This is a genomic window from Enterococcus rotai, assembly GCF_001465345.1.
GTDB lineage: Bacteria > Bacillota > Bacilli > Lactobacillales > Enterococcaceae > Enterococcus_L > Enterococcus_L rotai.
This window is the reverse complement of record NZ_CP013655.1, coordinates 148,136-171,977: the sequence shown is the minus strand read 5'-3', so window position 1 is coordinate 171,977 and position 23,842 is coordinate 148,136. Positions and strand designations below refer to the sequence as shown.

Annotated in this window: 25 protein-coding genes; 22 read left to right on the top strand and 3 right to left on the bottom strand. The window is 35.7% G+C overall.

Features of this window, described 5'->3' with window-relative positions; all coding sequences use genetic code 11:
• Positions 1 to 12: 12 nt before the first annotated feature.
• The 9 genes from lplA to ATZ35_RS00755 all read left to right on the top strand — a co-directional run bounded on the left by lplA (position 13) and on the right by ATZ35_RS00755 (position 9,823).
• The gene (gene lplA / locus ATZ35_RS00795) at positions 13 to 1,017 is read left to right on the top strand and encodes a lipoate--protein ligase (protein ID WP_208928525.1); all 1,005 of its coding nucleotides are present in this window, start codon (positions 13 to 15) and stop codon (positions 1,015 to 1,017) included.
• Between the two features lie 146 nt (positions 1,018 to 1,163).
• Positions 1,164 to 2,660, top strand: coding sequence for a phytoene desaturase family protein (locus tag ATZ35_RS00790; RefSeq protein WP_069653390.1), 1,497 nt, complete (start codon positions 1,164 to 1,166; stop codon positions 2,658 to 2,660).
• Positions 2,641 to 3,519: a phytoene/squalene synthase family protein gene (locus ATZ35_RS00785; RefSeq protein WP_208928522.1), complete on the top strand. Its 879-nt coding sequence runs from the start codon at positions 2,641 to 2,643 to the stop codon at positions 3,517 to 3,519. Before ATZ35_RS00790 ends, ATZ35_RS00785 begins: the two co-directional genes overlap by 20 nt.
• Before the next feature lie 210 nt (positions 3,520 to 3,729).
• On the top strand, positions 3,730 to 4,410 hold the full coding sequence (locus ATZ35_RS00780) for an O-methyltransferase (RefSeq protein WP_206838233.1): 681 nt from the start codon (positions 3,730 to 3,732) through the stop codon (positions 4,408 to 4,410).
• Between the two features lie 76 nt (positions 4,411 to 4,486).
• A complete protein-coding gene (locus tag ATZ35_RS00775) occupies positions 4,487 to 5,113 on the top strand; it encodes an endonuclease III domain-containing protein (RefSeq protein WP_208928519.1) in 627 nt (208 codons plus the stop codon).
• An 83-nt stretch (positions 5,114 to 5,196) separates the two neighbouring features.
• Positions 5,197 to 6,042: an alpha/beta hydrolase gene (locus ATZ35_RS00770; protein WP_208928515.1), complete on the top strand. Its 846-nt coding sequence runs from the start codon at positions 5,197 to 5,199 to the stop codon at positions 6,040 to 6,042.
• A 272-nt stretch (positions 6,043 to 6,314) separates the two neighbouring features.
• On the top strand, positions 6,315 to 6,878 hold the full coding sequence (gene ahpC / locus ATZ35_RS00765) for an alkyl hydroperoxide reductase subunit C (protein WP_069645415.1): 564 nt from the start codon (positions 6,315 to 6,317) through the stop codon (positions 6,876 to 6,878).
• A gap of 95 nt (positions 6,879 to 6,973) precedes the next feature.
• Complete coding sequence (locus ATZ35_RS00760) at positions 6,974 to 8,656, top strand: FAD-dependent oxidoreductase (protein ID WP_208928512.1); 1,683 nt, start codon at positions 6,974 to 6,976, stop codon at positions 8,654 to 8,656.
• Between the two features lie 141 nt (positions 8,657 to 8,797).
• On the top strand, positions 8,798 to 9,823 hold the full coding sequence (locus ATZ35_RS00755) for an acyltransferase (protein ID WP_208928509.1): 1,026 nt from the start codon (positions 8,798 to 8,800) through the stop codon (positions 9,821 to 9,823).
• A 242-nt stretch (positions 9,824 to 10,065) separates the two neighbouring features.
• On the opposite strand, the gene ATZ35_RS00750 is transcribed toward ATZ35_RS00755, so the two are convergent.
• A complete protein-coding gene (locus ATZ35_RS00750) occupies positions 10,066 to 10,599 on the bottom strand; it encodes a 3'-5' exonuclease (protein ID WP_208928508.1) in 534 nt (177 codons plus the stop codon).
• A gap of 128 nt (positions 10,600 to 10,727) precedes the next feature.
• A complete protein-coding gene (locus ATZ35_RS00745) occupies positions 10,728 to 11,486 on the bottom strand; it encodes an exodeoxyribonuclease III (RefSeq protein ID WP_208928506.1) in 759 nt (252 codons plus the stop codon).
• Positions 11,487 to 11,750: 264 nt separating this feature from the next.
• On the opposite strand from ATZ35_RS00745, the gene ATZ35_RS00740 reads away from it, so the two are divergent.
• The 3 genes from ATZ35_RS00740 (at position 11,751) to murB (ending at position 14,909) form a co-directional block, all read left to right on the top strand.
• Entirely contained in the window at positions 11,751 to 12,974 is a 1,224-nt protein-coding gene (locus ATZ35_RS00740; RefSeq protein ID WP_244148191.1) for a chloride channel protein, read from the top strand.
• A gap of 46 nt (positions 12,975 to 13,020) precedes the next feature.
• A complete protein-coding gene (locus ATZ35_RS00735; protein ID WP_208928502.1) occupies positions 13,021 to 13,935 on the top strand; it encodes a Gfo/Idh/MocA family protein in 915 nt (304 codons plus the stop codon).
• A 71-nt stretch (positions 13,936 to 14,006) separates the two neighbouring features.
• Complete coding sequence (gene murB, locus ATZ35_RS00730; RefSeq protein ID WP_208928500.1) at positions 14,007 to 14,909, top strand: UDP-N-acetylmuramate dehydrogenase; 903 nt, start codon at positions 14,007 to 14,009, stop codon at positions 14,907 to 14,909.
• Positions 14,910 to 14,953: 44 nt separating this feature from the next.
• On the opposite strand, the gene cbpA is transcribed toward murB, so the two are convergent.
• Positions 14,954 to 15,598, bottom strand: a complete 645-nt coding sequence (gene cbpA / locus ATZ35_RS00725) for a cyclic di-AMP binding protein CbpA (RefSeq protein WP_208928487.1) — start codon at positions 15,596 to 15,598, stop codon at positions 14,954 to 14,956.
• Between the two features lie 148 nt (positions 15,599 to 15,746).
• On the opposite strand from cbpA, the gene rpmG reads away from it, so the two are divergent.
• The 10 genes from rpmG to ATZ35_RS00675 all read left to right on the top strand — a co-directional run bounded on the left by rpmG (position 15,747) and on the right by ATZ35_RS00675 (position 23,774).
• The gene (gene rpmG, locus ATZ35_RS00720; protein ID WP_010760564.1) at positions 15,747 to 15,899 is read left to right on the top strand and encodes a 50S ribosomal protein L33; all 153 of its coding nucleotides are present in this window, start codon (positions 15,747 to 15,749) and stop codon (positions 15,897 to 15,899) included.
• A 17-nt stretch (positions 15,900 to 15,916) separates the two neighbouring features.
• Positions 15,917 to 16,087, top strand: coding sequence for a preprotein translocase subunit SecE (secE, locus tag ATZ35_RS00715; RefSeq protein WP_086278771.1), 171 nt, complete (start codon positions 15,917 to 15,919; stop codon positions 16,085 to 16,087).
• Positions 16,088 to 16,262: 175 nt separating this feature from the next.
• Entirely contained in the window at positions 16,263 to 16,805 is a 543-nt protein-coding gene (gene nusG, locus ATZ35_RS00710; RefSeq protein ID WP_010773265.1) for a transcription termination/antitermination protein NusG, read from the top strand.
• Between the two features lie 112 nt (positions 16,806 to 16,917).
• Complete coding sequence (locus tag ATZ35_RS00705) at positions 16,918 to 17,784, top strand: alpha/beta fold hydrolase (RefSeq protein ID WP_208928486.1); 867 nt, start codon at positions 16,918 to 16,920, stop codon at positions 17,782 to 17,784.
• A gap of 76 nt (positions 17,785 to 17,860) precedes the next feature.
• Positions 17,861 to 18,877, top strand: a complete 1,017-nt coding sequence (locus ATZ35_RS00700) for a LacI family DNA-binding transcriptional regulator (RefSeq protein ID WP_208928484.1) — start codon at positions 17,861 to 17,863, stop codon at positions 18,875 to 18,877.
• A gap of 144 nt (positions 18,878 to 19,021) precedes the next feature.
• On the top strand, positions 19,022 to 19,942 hold the full coding sequence (rihC, locus tag ATZ35_RS00695) for a ribonucleoside hydrolase RihC (protein ID WP_208928482.1): 921 nt from the start codon (positions 19,022 to 19,024) through the stop codon (positions 19,940 to 19,942).
• A gap of 15 nt (positions 19,943 to 19,957) precedes the next feature.
• On the top strand, positions 19,958 to 21,331 hold the full coding sequence (gene dcuC, locus ATZ35_RS00690; RefSeq protein ID WP_208928480.1) for a C4-dicarboxylate transporter DcuC: 1,374 nt from the start codon (positions 19,958 to 19,960) through the stop codon (positions 21,329 to 21,331).
• 46 nt (positions 21,332 to 21,377) lie between these two features.
• Positions 21,378 to 21,845 carry a GNAT family N-acetyltransferase gene (locus ATZ35_RS00685; protein WP_208928478.1) on the top strand — a complete coding sequence of 156 codons (468 nt, stop codon included), beginning with the start codon at positions 21,378 to 21,380 and terminating at the stop codon, positions 21,843 to 21,845.
• 16 nt (positions 21,846 to 21,861) lie between these two features.
• Positions 21,862 to 22,761, top strand: coding sequence for a ribokinase (gene rbsK, locus ATZ35_RS00680; protein ID WP_208928476.1), 900 nt, complete (start codon positions 21,862 to 21,864; stop codon positions 22,759 to 22,761).
• 152 nt (positions 22,762 to 22,913) lie between these two features.
• Positions 22,914 to 23,774 (top strand): sigma-70 family RNA polymerase sigma factor, encoded by an 861-nt coding sequence (locus ATZ35_RS00675; protein WP_208928474.1) that lies wholly within the window; start codon positions 22,914 to 22,916, stop codon positions 23,772 to 23,774.
• Positions 23,775 to 23,842 lie beyond the last annotated feature (68 nt).

Genomic DNA, 23,842 nt, shown 5'->3' with positions numbered 1-23,842 from the left:
GAGTGGTGAACTGTGATTTTTGTTCCAAATGAAAACAATGACCCAAGAGTAAATTTAGCAATTGAAACCTATTTATTGAAAGAAAAACCATTAGATGAGCCAATTCTATTATTTTATATCAACGATCCATCAATTATTATTGGGCGCAATCAAAATACGATTGAAGAAATCAATAAAGAATATGTAGATGAACATGGGATTCATGTGGTTCGCCGTTTAAGTGGTGGTGGTGCTGTCTATCATGATCACGGGAATTTGAATTTTAGCTTTATTATGCCAGATGATGGCAATTCTTTTCGCGACTTTGCTAAGGTAACACAGCCAATCATTCAAGCTTTGCATGAATTGGGCGTGTCCGGCGCGGAGTTAAAAGGTCGTAACGATTTAGTGATCGATGACATGAAGTTTTCAGGAAATGCGATGTATGCGACGGCAGGAAGAATGTTTGCGCATGGCACATTGATGTTTGATAGCGATATTGATGAAGTTGTGAATACATTAAAAGTGCGTAAAGACAAAATCGAATCTAAAGGAATCAAATCCGTTCGTTCACGAGTAACGAATATCAAACCGTTCTTACCAGCAGATAAACAAGGAATGACGACAGAAGAATTTCGTGAAGATATCTTATTGAAAATTTTTGGTGTAGACTCTGTTGATCAAGTAAAGACGTATGAGCTAACAGATGAAGATTGGCAAAAAATCAACAAAATTTCTGATGAATATTATCGTAACTGGGATTGGAATTATGGGAAATCGCCAGCTTTCAACTTAGAACGCCATCAACGCTTCCCAATCGGTTCAATCGATGCACAAATGAATGTGGAAGACGGTGAAATCAAAGAAATCAAAATTTTTGGTGACTTCTTTGGATTAGGTGAAATCAAAGATGTAGAAGAAATTTTGACTGGTACAAAATACGAGAAATCAGCAATCGAAGCAGCAGTTGATCAGATTGATATCAAAAAATATTTTGGGAACATTGAAAAAGAAGATTTGGTCGGCTTATTATACTAAGCTAAGCAATAGAAAAAAATACACAATGATTGTTTTTTATCTAAAAAAATCATTGTGTATTTTTATTTTTTTCTAAAAAATCTAAATAATTTACATTATCAATTGATAAGGATATACTTAAAAAAACGAGTTGGTGGTGTATAATAGTGAAAAAAGTCATAGTAATTGGTGCAGGAGCTGCAGGATTAGCAGCAGCTATTCGTCTGCAACACGAAGGGTATAATGTTCATTTGTACGAGAAAAATGAACAAGTCGGTGGTAAAATGTACCAAATAAAAGAACAAGGATTTACCTTTGACGTAGGTCCGACCATCGTGATGATGCCTGAAATTTATCGTGAAGTTTTTGAACAATGTGGGAAAGACCCAGATCAATATATACCGATGAAAAAAGTTGATCCCATGTTATCCTTGAACTTTCCAAATGAAGAAACGTTAAACATGTCTTCGGATCTAGTGTCTTTAACGTCACTTTTAGAAGGTATTTCAGAAGAGGATATGCAAGGATATCTAGAATATTTAGCAAGTATTTATAAACGGTATCAAATAGCGAAAAAGGCTTTCATCATGAAATCATTTCGTTCTTTTTGGGATTTTTATAATCCGAGATCATTGATTGATGGGTTTAGATTACACACATTTAATGATGCCTATAGTTCTATTTCAAAATTTGTAAAAGACGAAAGATTACGGAAAGCATTAGCCTTCCAAACTCTTTACATAGGGGTTTCTCCTTATAATGGTCCTTCTCTTTATACAATTATTCCTATGATTGAACTAATTTATGGCATCTGGTTTATTGAAGGTGGGATGTATACCTTGGCTACAGGAATGGCCAAAGCTTTTGAAGAGCTTGGTGGTACGATTCACCTTAATACACCTGTGAAAGAAATCATCATAGAAAATAAACAAGCAACAGGAATCAGGACAGAAGAGGGCATTATCCCGAGTGATTACGTCGTGTGTAATGCTGATTTTCCTTATGCAATGAAGTCATTGTTACCAGATGAAAAGACTAGAGGAAAATATACCGATAAAAAAATTGATAAGTTGGATTATTCCTGTTCATGTTTCATTCTTTATCTTGGTCTGGATAAAAAATATCCAGTGGATTCACTTCATACGATTCGATTTGCTGAAGATTTTGAAAAAAATATTAATGATATTTTTGAAGATGGAAAATTACCAGATGACCCTTCATTTTATATTTATGTTCCGTCTTCAATCGATGAAAGTTTAGCGCCAGAAGGGCATGAAGGAGTTTATATTTTGGTGCCTGTTCCTGAACTCTCACAAGGAGTGGATTGGAACGAATCAACAACGCAGGCATTTCGACAAAACGTTCTCGATTTAGTCAAAAAAGAAACTATTTTCTCTGATATAGAAGAACATATCGTTTATGAATCTCTCTATACACCTAAAGAGTTCAAGCAAAATTTTAATGCTTATAATGGTGCAACATTCGGACTGAAACCTACCTTAAAACAAAGTAACTATTATCGTCCTCATAATAAATTCGATTATGCAGATAACCTTTATTTTTGCGGTAGTAGTACACATCCAGGGGCGGGAGTTCCGATTGTTTTAACAAGCGCTAAGTTAGCTGCGGAGGAGTTGTTGAAAGATGATAAAAAGAAAAGATGACGTAACAAAACTATTTTCAATGTATGAATCAGATTTCGCTTTGTGTGAGGAAACGATTCGCAATCATTCAAAAAGTTTTTATAAAGCCTTTTCTAAACTTCCAAAGCAAAAAGCACTAAGTATTTTTGCTATTTATTCTTTTTGTCGTGAAGCAGATGATAGCATTGATGTATACCGTGATGTGGATCGTTTAAACAAATTAAAACGTGAATTAGATGACTTTTTAGCAGGGAAAATTCCAGATCGTTATTTTTGGAGAGCCTTAGTGCCAGTATTCGAAACCTATGAAATGAATCAACAGTCTTTTTATGATATGTTATTGGGGCAAGAGATGGATTGGGCGTTTCAACAACCTGAAACACAGACTGAATTAGAAGAATATTCTTACTATGTCGCAGGATCAGTCGGATTGATGTTGTTGCCAATTCTTTCTGATCGTCCTGATGAAATAAGAAGCCAAGCAATCCAATTAGGTGAAGCCATGCAGATCACGAATATTTTAAGAGATATCGGAGAAGACTACAATAATCAGCGAATCTATCTTCCAAAGGAAATCATGGAAAGATTTGATGTTTCACTTGATTCGTTGGAAAAAGGTACCATCAATGATTCTTTTATAGAATTATGGGAATACGAGGCAACAAGAGCTGAGCAACTATACTCAAAAGCCCAAACAATGCTAGCTTCTATCCACAAAGATTGTCAAGAAGCGCTGTTACTATCTATCTATTTTTACAAAGGAATTTTAAATTCAGTTAGGCAAAGCAACTATCAATGTTTTAATAAGAGAAACTTCGTGAAGAAAAGTCAGCAACTTGAATTGTACCAAAAAGCAAAAAACTATTTGAAAACATTATAGGATAATGGATACTCTTTAAATGTTTCATGATTGTTTTTAGTTTAAGTCTAGTAAAATCGTAGTAGATTAAAAAGAATGCATCGTTGTTAAAAGACATGAACGAAACTATTTTCTCAAAACAGCTAAAAAAGGCTATTAACCGAAAATGATTTCTGCTATATTACTAGTAGTGAAAACTAGAAATGATTGACTTTTGGAAGGATGAATAACGTGCGCAACGAAATGATGCATCGACCAGTTGTGAAACCAGAACTTGTTGAATTTATGCGAAATAAACAAAAAAAAATCCAAGGTGAACTTGGCGTAATCGAAGAAGAAGCTCACGAAGCGGGAGTACCAATCATTCCCCATGAAACAGTAGTGTTCTTACAATTTTTCTTAGATCAAATCAAACCCAAGAACATTTTAGAAATAGGGACAGCAATCGGCTTTTCTTCTAGCCTTATGGCGCAATGTGTCGGGGAAGACGGACATGTTACGACGATCGATCGATTTGATGTAATGATCAGAAAAGCGAAAGTAACCTATGAACGTTTAGGTCTAACGGACAAAGTAACTTTATTAGAAGGACAAGCGGCGGAAATTTTGCCGACACTAAGTGGTCCTTATGACTTTATTTTTATGGACAGTGCAAAATCTAAATATATCGAATTTTTACCAGAATGCTTACGCTTATTACGTGTTGGTGGTGTGCTGATGGTGGATGATGTCTTTCAAGCAGGCACGATTTTAGACCCAATCGAAGAAATTCCTCGTAGCCAAAGAACGATTCATAGAAAATTGAATCAATTTTTAGAGACAGTTATGACCCATCCAGATTTGACTTCAACATTATTGCCGTTAGGTGATGGCGTGATCATGATCACAAAAGAAAGAGAACTAACTGAATAACGAATAGACAACTTGGGTCAGGATTTAATTATTTTGATCTGAGTTTTTTTATGTGACGATAAAGGAGTAGATAAAGTTGAAATCAGATAAAGAAAAGCTTCAAGTGTTAAATAATTTGGTCTTACATTACGGTTTTCAATATTGGTGGGAAGATGAGAATCGGATTTCTGATTGGGTTTCGATGATCTTGATCCAGCAGACGACTGAAAAAAATGCGCATAAAGCATTGGCTAATTTGGAACCTTATCTAACAGTAGAAAGTCTTCATGAAATGGAATTAGAAACACTTCAAGAACTGATCCGTCCAGCAGGATTTTTCACTCAAAAAAGTAACTATATCAAAGCATTGATCAGTTGGTTTATTTCCCATGATAGTGATTTTGATAAATTTCGTGCTTACTCTACTGAAGCGTTAAGAAAAGAGCTGTTAATGATCAAAGGTGTTGGCTCAGAAACAGCAGATGCGATGCTCCTTTATATCTTTGAACGAAATGTTTTTATCGCGGATCAATATGCCATTCGTTTGTTTAATCGATTGGGGTTTGGTCCCTATAAGACGTACGAAGAAATGCGGAAAGACTTCAATCATTTGACGGATGGAATTCCTCATGATTTATGTAAAGAATGGCATGCAGCAATTGATGTTCATGGTAAGCATTTTGGCAAAGACAAGAATATGGATGAATCATTTTTAATCTCTTAAGCTTAGTATCCTTCTTTCGATTGTGTTTAATGTTCGTTTAAGTTTCAAGGCGTACACTTTCTCTATCAGAGGAGGGAAACGTCATGAATACTACTAAAAACATAAAAAGAAAGATTCCTAAAATACTTTTGATTGTAGGTGTTATTCTAATGCTCTTTCTTCTATTTCAAAAAAGCCTAACGGCATTCGCCGAAAAATTTACATCAACAAGCGACCCCGTGGCAATTCAAACGCCAACGATTTTTGTTCCAGGCACAAATGGGACAGTGAATCGATTCAATGGCTTGATCAAAGCCTTAGATTCAAAAGCTGACGTGTTAAAAGTGACCGTAGCAACAGACGGAACGGTTTCCTCTAAAGGAAAATTAACAAGTACCGCAGAACATCCTATCATCGTGATCGCGTTTGAAGACAGTAGTGATGAGACACTACCCGTTCAAGGAAAATGGTATCAATTAGCATTACATTATATCCAAGAAAAATACTCATTTGAAACATACAATTACTTAGGGCACTCCAATGGCGGATTAGTCATTACCTCTTATCTGGAAGAATTTCAACAAACTGGTGACCCTGAATTAGCCAAACTAATCACACTAGGAACGCCTTATAATGATACGTCAAAAAAATATAATGAAGCGGTGACTTCATTTACCCAACTAAAAGAAACTAGCGACCTACTTGAAGGCTATTTAACGAATCTAGAAAATATCCCTGATACAATTGAGATGTTGAATATTGCTGGAGAGGTTGATGATACGGCATCTGATAATACCGTTCCTGTGCAAAGCGTCTTTTCTGGAAGGTACATTTATCAGGATCAAGTAGCGGAATATCAGGAAGTGTTGATCGAAGGAGAAAATACAAGTCACAGCGAGTTAGTTGAAAATCAGAAAGTCGTTCAATTATTGAAAGATTTTTTTTGGTAGAATAGAATGAAAATGAAATAGGATAAAGACTCTTGTCTTTGTTCTGTTTTCATTTTATGATGTAAGTATAATCAGACAAGTAAAAACGATTGTTTTTTTGCTTAATGAGAATGAAAGAGCTATTTTCTCAAAGAAAAGCCGAAAATAGCAAAAATAAAATAACTAAACTATAATAATTCTATTGACATAATAATTTTAAATTGATACGCTAAGAGTGTAGAAAAATGTCTAGCTACACAGGCTAGCTTTTAAAAATTAGGAGGAATATGTAGATGAACTTAATTAACACAAAACTATTAGATTTCGAATGTGACGCCTATCAAGATGGAGACTTCATCAAAGTATCAACAGCAGACGTATTAGGTAAATGGAGTATTTTCTTCTTCTATCCAGCTGACTTTTCATTTGTTTGTCCAACAGAACTTGGCGACATGCAAGATCATTATGACCACCTAAAAGAGTTGAACTGTGAAGTATACTCAGTATCAGAAGATAGCCATTTTGTTCATAAAGCTTGGGCGGATGCGACAGATACGATTGGTAAAATCAAGTACCCAATGTTAGCTGATCCAAATGGTAAAATTGCTCGTTTCTTTGGCGTTTTAAATGAAGATTTAGGTCAAGCATACCGTGGAACATTTATCGTTAGCCCAGAAGGCGAAATTAAATCTTACGAAATCAATGACATGGGAATCGGCCGTAACGCTGATGAGTTAGTTCGTAAATTAGAAGCCTCTCAATTTGTAGCAGAACACGGCGATAAAGTTTGTCCAGCAAACTGGAAACCAGGCGAAGAAACAATCGCACCAAGTTTAGACTTAGTTGGTAAAATCTAAACCATTAAATAGACTACTGTAAGACTTCCTTTTTTAGGGGAGTCTTTCTTAAAATTTATAGATCAAAATAATAGATGTACAAAAGGAGAACATACATGAGTCAAGAAATTTATGATTTGATCGTAATTGGCGGCGGGTCAGCTGCTTTATCAGCGGGAATTTATGCAGGTCGTGCAATGTTAGATACATTGATCATCGAAAAAGACAAGATCGGCGGACAAGTAACGACGACTTCTGAAATCGTGAACTATCCAGCGATTCGAGCAACAACTGGTCCTGAATTGATGGAAGACATGCGTTTACAAGCCCTGGATTTTGGTGTTGAATTTACAACAGATGAAATCATCGATGTTGATTTAAGCCAAACAGTTAAAACGGTCAAGTCTGCGACTAAAACCTATCAAGCTTATGCTGTGATCATTGCAACAGGAGCTTCTGCACGCAAAATTGGTTTCCCTGGTGAAGTTGAATTTACAGGCCGCGGCATTGCCTATTGTTCAACCTGTGATGGTGAATTCTTCCAAGGATTAGATATTTTCGTACTTGGCGGTGGTTATGCAGCAGCTGAAGAAGCAGTTTATTTAACTCGTTATGGTAAATCAGTCACAATGATCATTCGTGAACCAGATTTTACTTGTGCCAAATTAACAGCAGAAGCAGCCAAACAGCATCCAGATATCAAGATCATCTACAATACAGAAGTCAAAGAAATTACAGGTGATGACTTTGTTCGTAAAGCGGTCTTTGTCAACAATGAAACAGGCGAAGAAACGACTTACGAAGCACCAGCTGACAGTACTTTTGGGATGTTTGTTTTTGCAGGAAATAAACCAAGTACTGAGATTTTTGAAGGCAAAGTCGAATTAGATCGTGGCTATGTCCCTACGAATGAAAATATGGAAACCAATGTACCTGGAGTATATGCAGCTGGGGACTTACGAATCAAAGAACTCCGTCAAATCGTTACAGCTGTAGCAGATGGCGCAATTGCTGCGACGAATGCACAAAAATATATCACAGAAGAAAAAACAAAAGCTGGTTTGCCAATCGTCAATGAGCGTATGGAAAAACGTTTAGCGAAGCAACATGCTGAAAATAAAGAAGCTCAACCAAAAGCAGAGAAGAAACCTGCTAAAGCGACAAGCGGCAATAACACTTGGTTCCCTGACGCAATGAGAGAACAATTAGGTGGTATTTTTGGTAAATTAACGAAGAATGTTACCTTATTACAAGTTATGGATAGCAGCGAAGAAAAATCGCTAGAATTGAATTCTTTTCTAACAGAGTTTGCGTCATTGAGTGAGAAGATTTTATTGGAAACCGTTCAAAAAGGTACAGACGTAGAAGCAAAATATGGTATTGATAAATTACCAAGTGTAGTTGTCTTAAATGATCAAGGTGAATACACTGGAATCAAGTTTAGCGGAATTCCGAGTGGTCATGAAGTCAACTCAATTGTTTTAGCGGTCTACAATGTGGGAGGCGCTGGACAGCCAATAGAAGAGCCTGTCGTAAATAAAATCAAAGCATTACCTAAAAAGAAAGTACAGATTTTCGTGTCATTGACCTGTCACTATTGCCCAGATGTGGTAGCGGCCTGTCAACGGATTGCTTCAATCAATCATAATGTTGAAGCTGAAATGATCGATATCGGTGTTTTCCCAGAACTGAAAACAGAGAAGAAAATCATGAGCGTTCCTGCGATGATCATTGATGATCAGGAAATTGTCTTTGGTTCTAAAAATATGGATGAAATTGTTGAAATTTTAGAGAAATAAAGAAAAGTCTTCCGTATTGAAAGTTAATACGAAAGACTTTTTAGTGATTATTTGATAAAGTAGTTTAATTACTTAACAAGTCTAGTATAATACATTAAAGTATATATTTTTTAAAAAATAGGGGAGTTAGGTATAGGATATATGAAAGTTAGAAAATCAAATTTTGAATTTTTTCGGATATTAAGTGCATTTGTGATTATAATGCATCATTATGTTCTTCATTCAGACTGGAATTTTGGAGAAAAATTAGGTATGAAGCCAATTTTTCTTGATATTATTGAATCGGCAGGGAAATTTGGAGTAAATTGTTTTTTATTGATTAGTGGATACTTTTTAGTGAATAAAGTATTTAAACCAAAAAAATTACTACATTTATGGTTACAAGTGTTTTTTTACTCAATAAGTATTTTTTTGATTTTTGCTTTTTTTGGAAAAGATCATTCTATCTTGAACGTTAAAAATACTATTTTAGCAAGTTTTCCCATTGTGTTTCAACAATATTGGTTCATTAGTTCTTATGTGCTATTATACTGCTTGTCACCATTCTTAAATATCTTAGTGGAGAATATGAACAAGAAGCAACATTTGTCTCTTTTAATAGTTTTTTTTGTATTTCTATCAATTAAGCCAGTTATATCATTGTTAGTAGCTAATTACGGTGCTGTTGAAAGTGGTATGTGGTTTTTGTTTATTTATTTTATTGCTGCCTATATAAAGATATATCCTGAATCATTTACTAAGAGTGCTAAAAGTTATTTTATAAAAGGTGCTGTTGTTTTTCTGATTATAGTTTTTCTGATTATATTACTTGCTGTTTACAATCATCAAAGTGAAAATGCACTTTCTAAAGGTCTAATAATGGACATGCAAAGTCCTCTTTATCTTCTTTTGGCAATCTTGCTTTTTTGTGGAGTCAAGAATTGGGATATTGGTTCTATACCTGTGGTGAACTTATTGGGTTCTGCAACATTAGGAGTTTACCTGATACATGATAATAGTTATGTTCGCCATTTTCTATGGAAAGAGTTAACAGTATTCAAAGCTCCATACTATGGGATAAATTTAGTTTGGACTTCTGCGCTAATTATTATTTCAGTATATGTTGTCTGCTCGGTAATTGATATTTTGAGACAAAAGTTATTTATTTTGCTACACATTGTAGAATAAGAGAACACATCAGTATGTATAGATGAATAGAAAAAATACGAAGGTATCTATCCAAATTTAAAAGACCGTGAGAAAACTGTTGATCAGGTTTTTCGCGGTCTCATTTTGTTAATAGTAGGGTTAAATTTTTTGCTTTTTCGAACAATAGATCCGCCGCGCTTTTTCTTATTAATATATTTACAAAAAACGCTATCTGAAATGATGCAAAGCTGCAGATAGCGTCTGTAATAATTAAATCCTAACTATTTTATCGTGACAAGTTTCTTCAGTGGTTCTACTCCAAAATGTTTTTCTTGATACAATAAAATTTCAGCACATGCCCGACTATCTTCCAAAGCATCATGGTGATTGTCTAATTGGATATTTAGATTTTCACAAATAGTATTTAACTTGTGGTTAGGGAGTTCTGGAAATAATTTACGGCTAGTTTTCACTGTACATAACGAAAGGTAATTCGGCTGAGCGATACCATAATAATCCAAACAACCTGCTAAAACACCACAGTCAAAGGGGGCGTTATGAGCAACCACTAAACTATTTGGTTTGAAACAAGATTGGATTTGACGCCAAACATCAGGAAACTTTGGCGCATCAACGACATCTTCTGGCTTGATACCATGGATTTGAATATTTTTCCAGAAAAAATCTGTTTCTGGTTTAATTAGAGAATAATATTCATCAACGATTTTATTATTTTCTACCTTTACTAATGCGACAGAACAAGCGCTATGCTTGGCATAACTAGCTGTTTCAAAGTCTATGGAATAAAAATTCATGTTCATTATCCCTTTCAGTTCTAAATTAATTCATACATGCAGTATATCAAAATAAATGGCAGATAGTAAGCCTAATTCTAAAATGTTAACAGAAATTAAATGAAAAACGAGAGAAACATCCTCTCTCGTTAAGCAATCGTTAAATCAACCTCAACCGGACAATGATCACTACCAGTAATCTCAGTATGGATCTTCGCACTGGTTAAAGCCTCTTTCAAAACATCAGAAACGACAAAATAATCGATTCTCCATCCAGCATTATTCTTCCGAGCATTAAAACGATAGCTCCACCAAGAATAAACGCCTTCTTGATCAGGATAAAAATGGCGATAGGTATCAATAAAACCACTATCCAATAATTCTGTGAACTTCGCCCGTTCTTCTGGTGTGAATCCGGCATTTTTTTGATTCGTTTTCCAATTTTTTAAATCAATATTTTGATGGGCAACATTTAGGTCACCACATAGAATCACTGGTTTTTCTTTACTTAATTCGTTTAAATACGCACGAAAAGCGTCTTCCCAAGTCATGCGGTAATCCAAACGTTTTAGTTCATTTTGTGAATTAGGCGTATAACAGGTGATCATAAAGAAGTTAGGATATTCTAATGTGATCAGACGGCCTTCTTGATCATGTTCCTCAAGATCCATACCATATCGAACACTAATCGCTTCTTCTTTAGCAAAAATTGCAGTACCCGAGTAGCCCTTTTTCTCAGCATAGTTCCAATATTGATAGTAGCCAGGTAAATCTAAATCAATTTGTCCTTCTTGTAATTTGGTTTCTTGTAAGCAGAAAAAATCTGCATCTAATTCATTAAATACTTCCATAAAATTTTTCTTAACAACAGCACGTAAGCCGTTAACATTCCACGAGATACATTTCATAATGATAACCCTCTTTCAACTTTTATACGATTACTGGTTTTGTCAAACAGTCTTTAGAATAGTTTAACATAAATAGTTTCAATTTTTAGGATTCTTCTCTTATTTTCTGTGGGAGTGGATCAGTCTTTTTTATTGTGTAGATTGACAAGTTTCTGTTTCTAATCACGGATCATCATAAATGTGTTCAGGTATTTAGATTTATGATAAAGTTATAGGGAAGAACCGAAAATATCAATGATTTTCTAGAATGGAATGAACGAATTTATGAAGCTAAATGTAAAAGAATTAAGCTTGTTGATTTATGGTATTGTATTGAGTAGCATTATTGGGCTGATCTCCTTTATTTTTTTAAGATTGGAAGGAATAGGCTCTGAATTGCTTTGGGACTTGGTTGCACCAGATAACCATTTCCGCGTTTTTTATATTTTAGGAATTACTTTCGTTGGCGGCTGTCTGCTAGGAATTTCCCGAAAAAAATGGGGAAATTTACCTCATACTGTTCATGATTCAATGACAGAGTTAAAGCAAAATAAAACACTGGATTATAGTACTGTCTTTCAAAGTTTAGGGATTGCATTGATTGTATTAGTTTTTGGTGCAGGTGTAGGACCAGAAGCGGGCTTATTAAGTGCAGTGATTTACTTTTCGGTCTGGCAAGCAGATAAACTGCGTTATTATTACTTTCACTATGACGAGTTGAAAGGATTATCTGTGCGAAATCGTGCAGCACGCTTGTTGAGTCCTCATAAACATTTACTGACCTATGATGAAAAAAGAGTTATAAGTGAACGTCAGAAGTTGAAAAAAAAGATTTTTTATTTATTGTTTATCGTGAATGGTTTAGTCTCTTTTTTTCTATTAATGAAAATGACAGGGCAACCCTCTTTTATTTCTAAAATGGGGGAGTCTCATTGGACTTGGTCAGAGTTGTGGATAGGCTTACCATTAGTTGTATTTGGGTTGTTATTTGGGAAAGGCTATAGTCTTTTTACTGAATTCTTAAAAAAACACTTAGATTTTTGGCATGAGTTTCCGGTTCGTAAAGCATTAATAGGCTCGCTCTCAATCTTTTTAATTGGTGTTTTTGTCCCCAATTTACTTTTTTCAGGGCAACTATCACTGTCACTTGCACCATTTGTAGGGAGCCAAGCTTCATTTCTGGTACTGACACTGATTGCGTTGCTTAAATTATTGTTCTTGCAAATATGTCTCAATACAGGCTGGATCGGAGGCGATATCTTTCCAATTGTCTTTTCAGCGATCATTCAAGGGTTTGCTGTATCGCAGTTATTCCCTCAAACAGACCGCTTATTGATTGTTGCTATCGTGAGTACTAGTATTGCTATCGCAATTATAAAGTCACCATTGCCAGTTGGCATATTTATGATGCTGTTTTTCCCACTAAACCTCAGTCCGATTATTCTAGTGACGGCCGCAATTTTATTAGGAGTAAAAAAGGTATCTAGTGGTTTAATGGAAAAAAGTTAATTAAAGATTGTAATAAAAAATAATGTATTGAACGAGGAGAATTCTTATGAAAATCGGTGTTATCGGCCTTGGAAATATCGCACAAAAAGCCTATTTACCTGTATATTCTCAACTAAGAGATCAAGCAACCTTTATTTTATCTACCAGAAATGAACAAACCCGCAAAGAAATCAGTGAAAAATACGGATTCAATGAAATGGTGTCTTCTACAGAAGAATTGATTCAAGCTGGAATATCTGCTTGCTTTGTTCATGCTGCAACTAACGTTCACGGGCAACTTGTCAAACAATTACTTGAAGCTGGTATCCATGTTTTTGTCGATAAACCTCTAAGTGAAAACTTAGCTGAAGTCAAAGAAATTCAAACACTAGCAGCAGAAAAAAAACTACTTTTAATGGTCGGTTTTAATCGTCGCTTTGCACCATTTGTGGCAGAATTAAAAGCTGTTGAAAATAAAAATATGCTATTGATCCAAAAAAATCGAGTAGCTTCAGAGTCTTCAGCTAATTTTGTGATCTATGATTTATTTTTACATGTTGCTGATACACTTGTTTATCTACTCGATGATGATATTCGACATGTCCAAACAAAAATCATCGAGGAAAATAATCTGTTAAAAAGAGCGTTTCTCCAAGTTGAAACAGCAACAACAACAGCGATTGCTTCTATGAACCTTTACGCTGGCGCAAACACTGAGACATATCAGTTAACAAGTCCAGATGGAACCTTTGTTTTAGAGAATCTGACTGATTTCGCGCTCCAAAATCAATTTGGAACCCAACTAAAAAACTTCGGTGATTGGGCAACGACTTTAGAGAAACGAGGCTTTGAACAAATGGTGGTGGAATTTATCACAGCAGTTCAAACAAATGATGGGACACAGTTAAAACAAGAAAAAATCTTTACTAGTCATGAGCTTTGCGCGCAAATGTTGCGCAAGCATCAAGAACATATTTTATAGACTCAGACTAGAAAGTTTCTCTTTGACATGCTAGAATAAATAGGATGTTTGAAAGAAAGGAACGACTTTCGATGAATAAAATTGAAATGATGAATGACTTAACCGAGATAACTTTACTATTTGATGAACCTTTGATGAATTTTACGTTTACTAAAACTGGCGGGCCTGTTGATGTCTTGGCTTTTCCAAAATCAAAAGCTGAAGTAACGGCCTTAGTTGAATATTGCCGTGGACACGATATTCCTTGGCTTGTTTTGGGGAATGCGAGTAATTTAATCGTACGTGATGGCGGTATTCGCGGTATGGTGATTATGTTAGAGAACATGAAACAAATTACCGTTCAAGAAAATCAAATCATTGTTGAAGCTGGAGCAAAATTGATTGATACAACGTATGTTGCACTAGATCATGATTTGACTGGTTTTGAATTTGCTTGTGGTATCCCAGGCAGTATCGGTGGAGCAGTCTATATGAACGCTGGAGCTTATGGCGGAGAAATCAAAGATGTCTTCACAAGTGTAGATGTTTTGTTAGAAGATGGAACCATCAAAACATTGAAGAATGAAGAGATGTACTTTTCATATCGTCACAGTACAATTCAAAAAATGCACTGTATTGTTTTAGAAGCAACTTTTTCTTTAGAAAAAGGCGAGTCCAGTGTAATCAAGAGCCAAATGGACGAATTGACTGAACTTAGAGAATCGAAACAACCATTAGAATACCCGTCTTGTGGTAGCGTCTTTAAACGTCCAGAAGGACATTTTACTGGGAAATTAATTCAGGATGCTGGGTTACAAGGATTGAAATGGGGCGGTGCTCAAATTTCAGAAAAACATGCCGGTTTTATCGTGAATATCGATCATGCTACGGCGACTGATTATGTGGAATTGATTGCCCATATTCAACAAGTGATCAAAGAAAAATTTGATGTTGTCTTGGAAACGGAAGTTCGGATCATTGGAGAAGAACGGTAATAGAAAAAAGAAGCCTTTCACTCGAAAGACTTCTTTTTTTTTTATTATTCAGCGTTCGCTTGTAAATCTTCGATTTCAACAACTTTAAGATTTTTACGCTCTAAATTCTCAACAATCACTGCACAGGTTTCTTCAGATGTCTCAGCAGGTAAAGTAATCAAGGTACGGCGGATAAATTCATCTTCACCGATATCAAGTGTGATACAGCTGGCGATACTACTATGTTTCGCAATGATTTTTGTCATAGCTGCAAGATCGCCTTGTTTACCTGTTGTAGCAATTGTTAAAACATAACTACCACGTTCAATATTCCAAGATTGAGCGAGAATATTCAATAACGTACTGTGCGTTAAAATGCCATAAAAATAGTTGTTTTCATCTAACACTGCGATGTAAGGTAATTCTTTGATTGTAAAGAAAACTTTGAAAAAGGATGTGTTGACAAAAATAAATTTAGTTGCATTTTTTAATAAATAAGTCACTGGTAAAGTCATATCTCCACCGTTTGCTTTATGGCGGTAGATGTGCATTTTATAGATATTTCCTCTAAAAATCTTTTCCGATTCATCTAAGATCGGCACACAACGATAACCTGAATCTTCAAGGATGGTTAATGCTTCTTCCAAAGTACAAGATTCATTGACTGTTGTAAGATTTTTCTTTTTGATAACAACGGATTTTAATAACATAGTTTGACCTCCCGTAGGTTAAATTCATCTAACAAAGTAATGATAACATAATTTGTTAGAAAACCATAGTTTATTGAGTATCCATTGACATTTTACTGAAAGAGTGATAATGTTATTGAGTAAATTTGTGAATAGAGGAGGTTGAACAATGGCAACAAAAAAATCAGCACTTGCTTGTTCAGATTGTGGCTCCAGAAACTATTCTAAAGCCGTCAGTGAAGGAAAACGTGGAGAACGGTTAGAAATCAAAAAATTCTGTAAATACTGTCAAAAATACACGTTACATAAAGAGACGAAATAGATATAGGAGGAGTTCAAATGAAATTTTTACGTAGTGTTAAAGATGAGATGAAGCAAGTGACTTGGCCATCTAAAAAACAATTACGCAAGGATACGTTGGTTGTTATCGAAACATCAATCATTTTTGCTGCATTATTCTTTGTAATGGACACAGTGATCCAAACAGCATTTGGTTGGATTCTTAAGTAATTCAAACTAGTATTTCAGCACGGATAGTGCTATAATTACAAGTGAGAAAAAACTTCGGGGAACTGAGGTTTTTTTATTTTCACATGAAAAAAAAGCAAATGAGTGGCAAGGCTTAACTTGTTACTCTTGAAGTATTATTTCAACCAACTAATAAACCAAAGGAGCCGAATCAAAAATGGAATCATTTGAAAAGAATTGGTATGTATTACATACATACTCTGGCTATGAAAACAAAGTAAAAGCAAACATTGAATCACGTGCACAAAGCATGGGCATGGGAGATTTTATTTTCCGCGTCGTTGTTCCAGAAGAAACTGAAACAGAAGTAAAAAATGGTAAATCAAAAGAGATCGTTCATAAAACTTTCCCAGGTTATGTTTTGGTGGAAATGACGATGACAGATGATTCTTGGTATGTAGTCCGTAATACACCAGGTGTTACTGGGTTTGTCGGCTCACATGGAGCCGGAAGTAAACCAGCTCCTTTATTACAAGAAGAAATCAATCATATCTTGCGTTCAATCGGTATGAGCACGCGTCAATCTGATTTGGATGTTGCACTAGGCGACACAGTCCGCATCATCGAAGGGGCCTTTTCTGGTCTTGAAGGTGAAGTAACTGAGGTAGACGAAGAACGCCAAAAATTAAAAGTGAATATCGACATGTTCGGTCGTGAAACAAGTACAGAATTAGACTTTGAACAAGTAGATTCAATCTAAAAAAATAGAACGCTAAGACATGTCTGTTTTGGCATATAGAGAGTGGAGCAAAACTAAACACTAGTTTTGACCTGCTCTCTTATACTATAGCGAAGCTTGAAAAGGTGGTAAAATGAAGAAAAAGCAGCATTATTTATTCGTAATTATCTGTCTCTTGCTAGTGTTTGTTGGTTGCACTGGTAAAAAAGGAGCTCAAAATGAAAAGCAACAAGATCATAAAAAGTCAACAACAAGTGAAACCATTCAAAAAACAGCTGTACCAACATTATTTATTCATGGATATAGCGGTGGTAATAATTCCTTTGGCCGTATGATCAAACGGATAGAAAAGAATGATCGTACGAAAAAAGAATTAGTCTTGACTGTTAGCGCTGAAGGCTCCATTCAAGCAAAAGGGAAACTAACGGGTAAAAAAGATAATCCCAGCATTCAAGTTCTGTTTGAAGACAATAAAAATAATGAATGGAATCAGGCTGAGTGGATCAAAAATTGTTTAATCTATCTTCGTGAGACTTATAAGGTAACGCAAGTCAATCTTGTGGGACATTCCATGGGAGGAGCCAGTTCGTTACGATTTTTATCAACTTATGGTGATGACCCGAGCCTACCTAAAATCAATAAATTTGTTGGGATAGCAGCGCCATTCAATAACTTTGTGGAATTATCAAATGGAGAGACACTTGAAGCGGTCATCACGAATGGACCAGCAATTCAAAGTGAAAGATACGCTGATTATGTCAGCGGCATCGACAAAGTACCAGTTACAATGGACGTATTGCTTATCGCAGGAGACGTGCAAGATGGTAGTTTAAGTGATGAAGCTGTTCCAGTAGCAGATGCGTTAAGTGTTGTTTCATTGTTTAAGGCTCATGGCAATCAAGTAGAAGAGAAGATTTTTTACGGAAAATCAGCGCAGCACAGCGCATTACATGAAAATACCGAAGTTGATCAGCTTGTTACAGATTTTTTGTGGAACTAAGAAATAGAACGGTCAGATAAAAGTGGCTCTTAACGGAATCTGCTTTTACCTTGGCCGGATTGAAAAGGAGAGAGTCATGAAAGTTAGAATGAAAGATATTGCAAAAATGGCTAATGTATCTGAAGCTGCGGTTTCTTTAGTTTTAAATGATAAGCCTTCTAGAATTTCTGAAAAAAAGAAACAAGAAATCAAAACAATCGCTAAGGAATTGAACTATGTTCCGAATATAGCTGCGCAAAGTCTAGCAAAAAATGCTTCTCAAACCATAGGCGTTGTTATTCCAGATATTGAAAATCCGTTCTTTTCTAAACTATGTAAACAATTAGAAGAACAATTTAGAGCATTGGGTTATTTAACGATTATTGTCAATTCAAATGATGATTTTGCCGTAGAAAAAAATTTGATACAAATGTTGTTAAATCGCGGTGTTGACGGATTGATCATTGCTTTATCAAATGAGTCTTTTTCATCCAAAGAGGAACAAGAACGATTCTTGAAAGAGATCGATGCGCCATTTATTTTAGTAGATAGGCATGTCTCTTTCACTGGGATCAATCAAGTTTATTTTGACAGCCTAGCAGGCGGTAAGCTTGCAACGGAATATCTTCTTGAAAGTGGTCATCAAAATATTGCCTTTATGACAGGAGATTTTAAAGTTCCCAGTACACTTGATCGTATTGAAGGCTATCGAGAAGCACTCCAAAGTTATGGTTTAGAAGTGAGAGAAGAGTATATTATTGAAACAGGCTATCGCTTTAAATATGGTATGGAAAAAGCCCAAGAACTGTTTTTATTGTCAGATGTGACGGCTGTACTTACAGCGAATGATATGGTTGCCTTTGGTGTATTAAAGCAGGCCTTGGTCAGTGGTAAAGCAATTCCAGCAGATCTTTCGATCATTGGCTATGACCGCTTAGAAATGGCAGATATTTTAGGCCTTTCCTTAGCAACAGTGGAGCAAAATATCTTTGCGTTAACAGAACAAGCAGTTACTCTATTGAAAGAGAGGCTGACAAAACACAAGAAAAGAACTGAGACGATTATTTTGAAGCCAAGCCTATTTAAAGGTGAAAGTGTTAAAAAAATAAAATAGTAGTTGACTAACTAAAAATAAAACGCTATCATAATAGACAGATAGGTTAAGCGATTAATCTAAAAAATGCTTTTTTGATTATTGAAAAGGTATTTTTTTATATTATTTTGGTAATGCGCTTAACCTAAGAAGGAGGAAGGCTTTATGGTGAAAGAAAAACGACCGATCATTATTGACACAGACCCAGGAATAGACGACGCAGTAGCGTTATCAATCGCTCTTAATCACCCAGAATTAGACGTTAAGTTGCTTACAACCGTTGCTGGAAATGTAAACGTACACAAAACAACTGAGAACACATTGAAATTAGTAACATTTTTTGGAAAACAAGTGCCTGTTGCTAAAGGGTGTGATAAACCCTTGTTGATTCAACTTGAAGATTCTGCTGAAATTCATGGTGAAAGTGGGATGGATGGCTATGATTTCCCACAAGCTACAGTAAATGCGCTTGATATCCATGCAGTAGAGGCAATGAAAGAATGCATACTTTCTAGTGCAGAGCCGATCACGTTGGTTCCTATCGCAGCATTAACCAATATCGCATTACTGCTAAGTATGTATCCAGAAACGAAACAAAATATCAAAGAAATCGTTATGATGGGCGGTTCATTATCTAGAGGAAATACCAATACAAGTGCAGAATTTAACACATACGTAGATCCCCATGCTGCTCAAATCGTTTTTCAATCAGATATCCCGATCGTGATGGTTGGTCTAGACGTTACAAGTACAGCGGTGCTAACAAAAAATGAAACTGAAAAAATCAAAGAATTTGGCAAAGTCGGCAATATGTTTTACTCACTGTTCCAGCATTATCGTGGAGGGAGTTTACAGACAGGATTAAAAATGCACGACGTTTGCGCCATTGCCTATTTAACTGATCCTACTTTATTTACTGTTCAAGAAACCTTTGTTGAAATCGCTTTAGAAGGTCCAGCAGCTGGTGCTACGGTTGCCGACTTGAAAATGAAATATCACAATACAACAAATGCAACAGTCTGTTTAGATATTGACATTCCAGCATTTCAAAAGTGGGTTGTTTCAAATTTAGAAAAAATAAATTAAAAAGGGAGACATACTATGATTGAGTCATTATTAGTATTAGTTGTTTTAGCTCTTGTTGCCTATTTGATTATCAAAAATTATCATCCTGCTCTAAGTTTGATCAGCGGAGCATTGATTTTGTTATTGTTTGCTGTTTTATTAGGTCATCCGTTGTATCCAGCGGGAGAAGGAACTGGCTTAGCTTTTTTTGATATCTTTTTAAAATTTAAAGATACGATCATTGCTCAAGTTAGCTCAGCCGGAATTGTGATCATGATTTTATTTGGTTACTCTGGTTATATGAACGTGATCGGAGCCAATCAGGTAGCGGTCAATATTTTAGTGAAGCCGCTACAAAAAATCAAATCAAAAGCGTTGTTTGTTCCTCTTGTATTTTTAGTTGGCAATTTAATGTCCTTAGTAGTGCCAAGCGCATCTAGTTTAGCGATTATTTTGATGGCGATATTGTATCCAATGTTAGCTAGTATGGGGATTTCCTCATTGACAGCTGCAGGTGTGATCGCAATGACAGCAACAATTATGCCGACACCACTTGGAGCAGATAACGTGATTGCTGCTGAAACGTTAGGGTACGATCTATTGACTTATGTTGCGTGGAATGCACGAATCTCGATCCCAACATTATTGATTATGGCGTTAACTCATTACTTCTGGCAAAAATATTGTGATAAAAAAGAAGGCGCTTCAGCTTTTGTTGCAATCGAAGATGATGGCTTAGTAAAACAAGAAGAATCAGATACACCAAAAATTTATGCTCTATTGCCATTGTTGCCGCTGATCTTGATTCTAGTAGTTGGAATCACAAGTATGTTTGTTAAAGGAATCCAAATGGATATCTTTGTTTTAACATTTATTTCGTTTTTCATTGCTGTTGCGTTTGAAACAATTAGACATCGTTCTTATAAAAAAATTCAAGATTCTGCTGCGGAAATGTTTAAAGGAATGGGACAAGGGTTTAGTCAAGTTGTTATGTTAGTGGTTGGTGGTTCATTATTTACAACTGCTGTGCAGTCCCTAGGAATCATTGACAATTTGATGGCATCTGTGGAATCATCAGCTTCCGCTGGATTAGTCACAACATTGATCTTTAGCGGTGCTACTACGCTGTTCGGAATTTTAAGCGGCGGCGGTTTAGCGATGTTTTATGCAGTAATCGAATTGATTCCTGATATTGCAGCCAAAGCGGGAATTGACGGGATTTTGATTTCTTTACCAATGCAAATGATTGCAAATTTAGCAAGAACAATCTCACCGGTAGCAGCAGTTGTGATGATAGTTGCATCAACTGTTGGAGTAAGTCCAGTTCGTATTTTAAAAAGGACTAGTGTGCCTACCATTATCGGGATCATTTCTGTGATTGTATTATCGATTCTGTTACTACCGTATTAATGTGAATTGTAGGAGCTGAACTGCACTTTTTCGGAGATGAGTCTAAATGAAAATAATGTTAGCTGAAGCAATCGACTGTCTAGAAATCAATGATTTGTATGAAGCAGCAAAACAATATATGCATCAAACAGAGGTTTACCAGTGGACGAACGATTATCCTAATGAACAAATTGTTCAACAGGATATCGCTGTGCAATGTTTGTACAAACTAGTTGATGATGGTCAGATAGTGGCGGTGGCTACCGTAGATATTTTGGATCAAGATACCTATATTTTAAGACGTATCGCCACCGATCCTAACTATTTATCTAATGGTTATGCATCAAACTTACTGAATGATATAATAAATAGTATAAAAGAAAAAAATGGGAAACATATTTATTCAAGTACAAATCACTCCAATCTCAACATGCAACATTTTTTTAAAAAGCATGGTTTTGAAAAAATTTCAGCATACACTGAAGTTGAAAGAGAGCATCTGGGTTCTTTCTATAAGTATTTGAAGAAAATATAAGTAAGGAGAGTCCGCGATGAAAAAAGTAATAGTTTTAGGCAGTATCAATATGGATATGGTCATGGAAACAGATCGGTTACCAAAGGTTGGAGAAACACTGCTAGGAGAGACCATCGATTATTATGTTGGTGGCAAAGGCGCTAATCAAGCAGTTGCAGCTTCCAGAGTAGGAGCTGAGGTTTCCTTGATTGGGAAAATCGGTGATGATACATTTGGCTCAAAGGTGTACAAGCACTTAGAAAAAGAGCACATTGATGTGAATGCAGTAACGTTTGAAAAAAACATATTTACAGGTGTAGCATCGATTTTCAAGTTAAAAGAAGACAATGCAATTGTTGTTTTACCAGGTGCTAATATGCTTTTGACTGATGTCACGAATGAATTAAACAAAAAAGTAAATGCGCAAGATGTTCTTTTAACACAGTTGGAAATTCCAGTAACGACTGTGAAAAATGGTTTGAAGTATGCCAAAAACAAAGGAGCAATCACGATTTTAAATCCTGCTCCGTATAATGAAAAAGTTGTTGAGATGCTACCGTTTGTGGATATTATTACGCCAAATGAAACAGAATTTGAAGGGCTATTAGGGCATTCGATCGCGCATGCTGATCAATTTGAACAGGAAATGTTGAACTGGTCACAAGCGAATCACACACAGCTGATTGTCACTCGCGGCGGTGATGGAATTTCCTATACAACTGAGAGTAACGTTGTGACTATTCCAGCAGAAAAAGTTGCGATTGTGGATACAACGGGGGCTGGGGATACTTTTAATGGGATTTTAGCTGCCTGTCTAGCCAAGGGAATGGAAATTTCAGAGGCAATCAAACTCTCTGGCAAAGGTGCTACTCTCTCAATCACTAAGTTGGGCGCCCAAACTGGAATGCCAACATTAGCTGAAATTGAAGCATTTTAAGATCAACTAAAAATACCATTTCTTTCACTACTGAAGGAGATGGTATTTTTTTAGTATTTCTTTCAACATTGTATTGAATCACAATCCCAACTATAATAAGGTACAAGTTGTATGTACAAAACAATGATTACTTGAAATGAGGAAGTCCAATAATGGATGAAGCTATTTTGATTTTTGAAAAATTCAATATTTTACTCTATTCAATTGCTTATCAAATCTGCCACTCTAAAGAAGAAGCAGAAGATATTTTACAAGAAGTTCAGTTGAAGTGGTTGGAACAGGATCTTACGTTGATAAAAAATCCCCAAGCTTTTTTATCCAAGCTAGTTGTTAATCGCTCAATCAATTACCTGAACTCTGCCCAAGTTCAGCGTGTGGATTATTACGGACCATGGATTCCGGAACCAGAAATAGAACATTCAGAAGATCCTTTGATTGGCAAAGAAAAAATCACTTATGCTTTATTAGTTGTTTTAGAACAATTGACTCCGCAAGAACGTGTGGTTTTTCTGATGAAAGAAGTGTTTGCCTATTCTCATAAGGAAATTGGAGAATTGTTGGATATTACAGCTGAAAATAGTCGCAAGCTATTAAGTCGAGCTAAGAATGCTGTTAAGGATAACGATATTTCTGTGGACAATACTAGCCAAGCTGAAAACCAAAAATTTATTGATCTGTTCAACTTCAGTATCGAAAGTGGGGATTTAGCACCGTTGTTGGGTTATTTAACCACTGAAGCGAAAATGTCGATTGATGGTGGTCAAAAACGTCGTGCACCGCTAAGAACTTTGATCAAAGCAACTCGGATCCTTACTTTTTTAAATGGTGTTATGCCACACGATTTTTTTGGCGATGAACGTGTTATCGGTGAGATTTATCAACAACCTTGTCTCTTTATTAAAGAGCAAAACCAATTGAAAAGTATCTTATTTTTAGGACTAAACCAAGAGAAAACGAAAATCCAACATATTTTTATTATTAACAATCCTGATAAGTTGAAAAATATTTTATAAATGCTGTCACGTTTTATACTACTGATTGGTCTTATAAGTGTAACAACAAATATAGATCAAAGGGGATC

Coding starts and splice junctions, on each gene's coding strand:
- ATZ35_RS00785 (WP_208928522.1), top strand. CDS start 2,641: ATGATAAAAAGAAAAGATGACGTAACAAAACTATTTTCAATGTATGAA.
- ATZ35_RS00770 (WP_208928515.1), top strand. CDS start 5,197: ATGAATACTACTAAAAACATAAAAAGAAAGATTCCTAAAATACTTTTG.
- ahpC (WP_069645415.1), top strand. CDS start 6,315: ATGAACTTAATTAACACAAAACTATTAGATTTCGAATGTGACGCCTAT.
- ATZ35_RS00760 (WP_208928512.1), top strand. CDS start 6,974: ATGAGTCAAGAAATTTATGATTTGATCGTAATTGGCGGCGGGTCAGCT.
- ATZ35_RS00755 (WP_208928509.1), top strand. CDS start 8,798: ATGAAAGTTAGAAAATCAAATTTTGAATTTTTTCGGATATTAAGTGCA.
- ATZ35_RS00750 (WP_208928508.1), bottom strand. CDS start 10,599: ATGAATTTTTATTCCATAGACTTTGAAACAGCTAGTTATGCCAAGCAT.
- ATZ35_RS00745 (WP_208928506.1), bottom strand. CDS start 11,486: ATGAAATGTATCTCGTGGAATGTTAACGGCTTACGTGCTGTTGTTAAG.
- ATZ35_RS00740 (WP_244148191.1), top strand. CDS start 11,751: ATGAAGCTAAATGTAAAAGAATTAAGCTTGTTGATTTATGGTATTGTA.
- ATZ35_RS00735 (WP_208928502.1), top strand. CDS start 13,021: ATGAAAATCGGTGTTATCGGCCTTGGAAATATCGCACAAAAAGCCTAT.
- murB (WP_208928500.1), top strand. CDS start 14,007: ATGAATAAAATTGAAATGATGAATGACTTAACCGAGATAACTTTACTA.
- cbpA (WP_208928487.1), bottom strand. CDS start 15,598: ATGTTATTAAAATCCGTTGTTATCAAAAAGAAAAATCTTACAACAGTC.
- rpmG (WP_010760564.1), top strand. CDS start 15,747: ATGGCAACAAAAAAATCAGCACTTGCTTGTTCAGATTGTGGCTCCAGA.
- secE (WP_086278771.1), top strand. CDS start 15,917: ATGAAATTTTTACGTAGTGTTAAAGATGAGATGAAGCAAGTGACTTGG.
- nusG (WP_010773265.1), top strand. CDS start 16,263: ATGGAATCATTTGAAAAGAATTGGTATGTATTACATACATACTCTGGC.
- ATZ35_RS00705 (WP_208928486.1), top strand. CDS start 16,918: ATGAAGAAAAAGCAGCATTATTTATTCGTAATTATCTGTCTCTTGCTA.
- ATZ35_RS00700 (WP_208928484.1), top strand. CDS start 17,861: ATGAAAGTTAGAATGAAAGATATTGCAAAAATGGCTAATGTATCTGAA.
- rihC (WP_208928482.1), top strand. CDS start 19,022: ATGGTGAAAGAAAAACGACCGATCATTATTGACACAGACCCAGGAATA.
- dcuC (WP_208928480.1), top strand. CDS start 19,958: ATGATTGAGTCATTATTAGTATTAGTTGTTTTAGCTCTTGTTGCCTAT.
- ATZ35_RS00685 (WP_208928478.1), top strand. CDS start 21,378: ATGAAAATAATGTTAGCTGAAGCAATCGACTGTCTAGAAATCAATGAT.
- rbsK (WP_208928476.1), top strand. CDS start 21,862: ATGAAAAAAGTAATAGTTTTAGGCAGTATCAATATGGATATGGTCATG.
- ATZ35_RS00675 (WP_208928474.1), top strand. CDS start 22,914: ATGGATGAAGCTATTTTGATTTTTGAAAAATTCAATATTTTACTCTAT.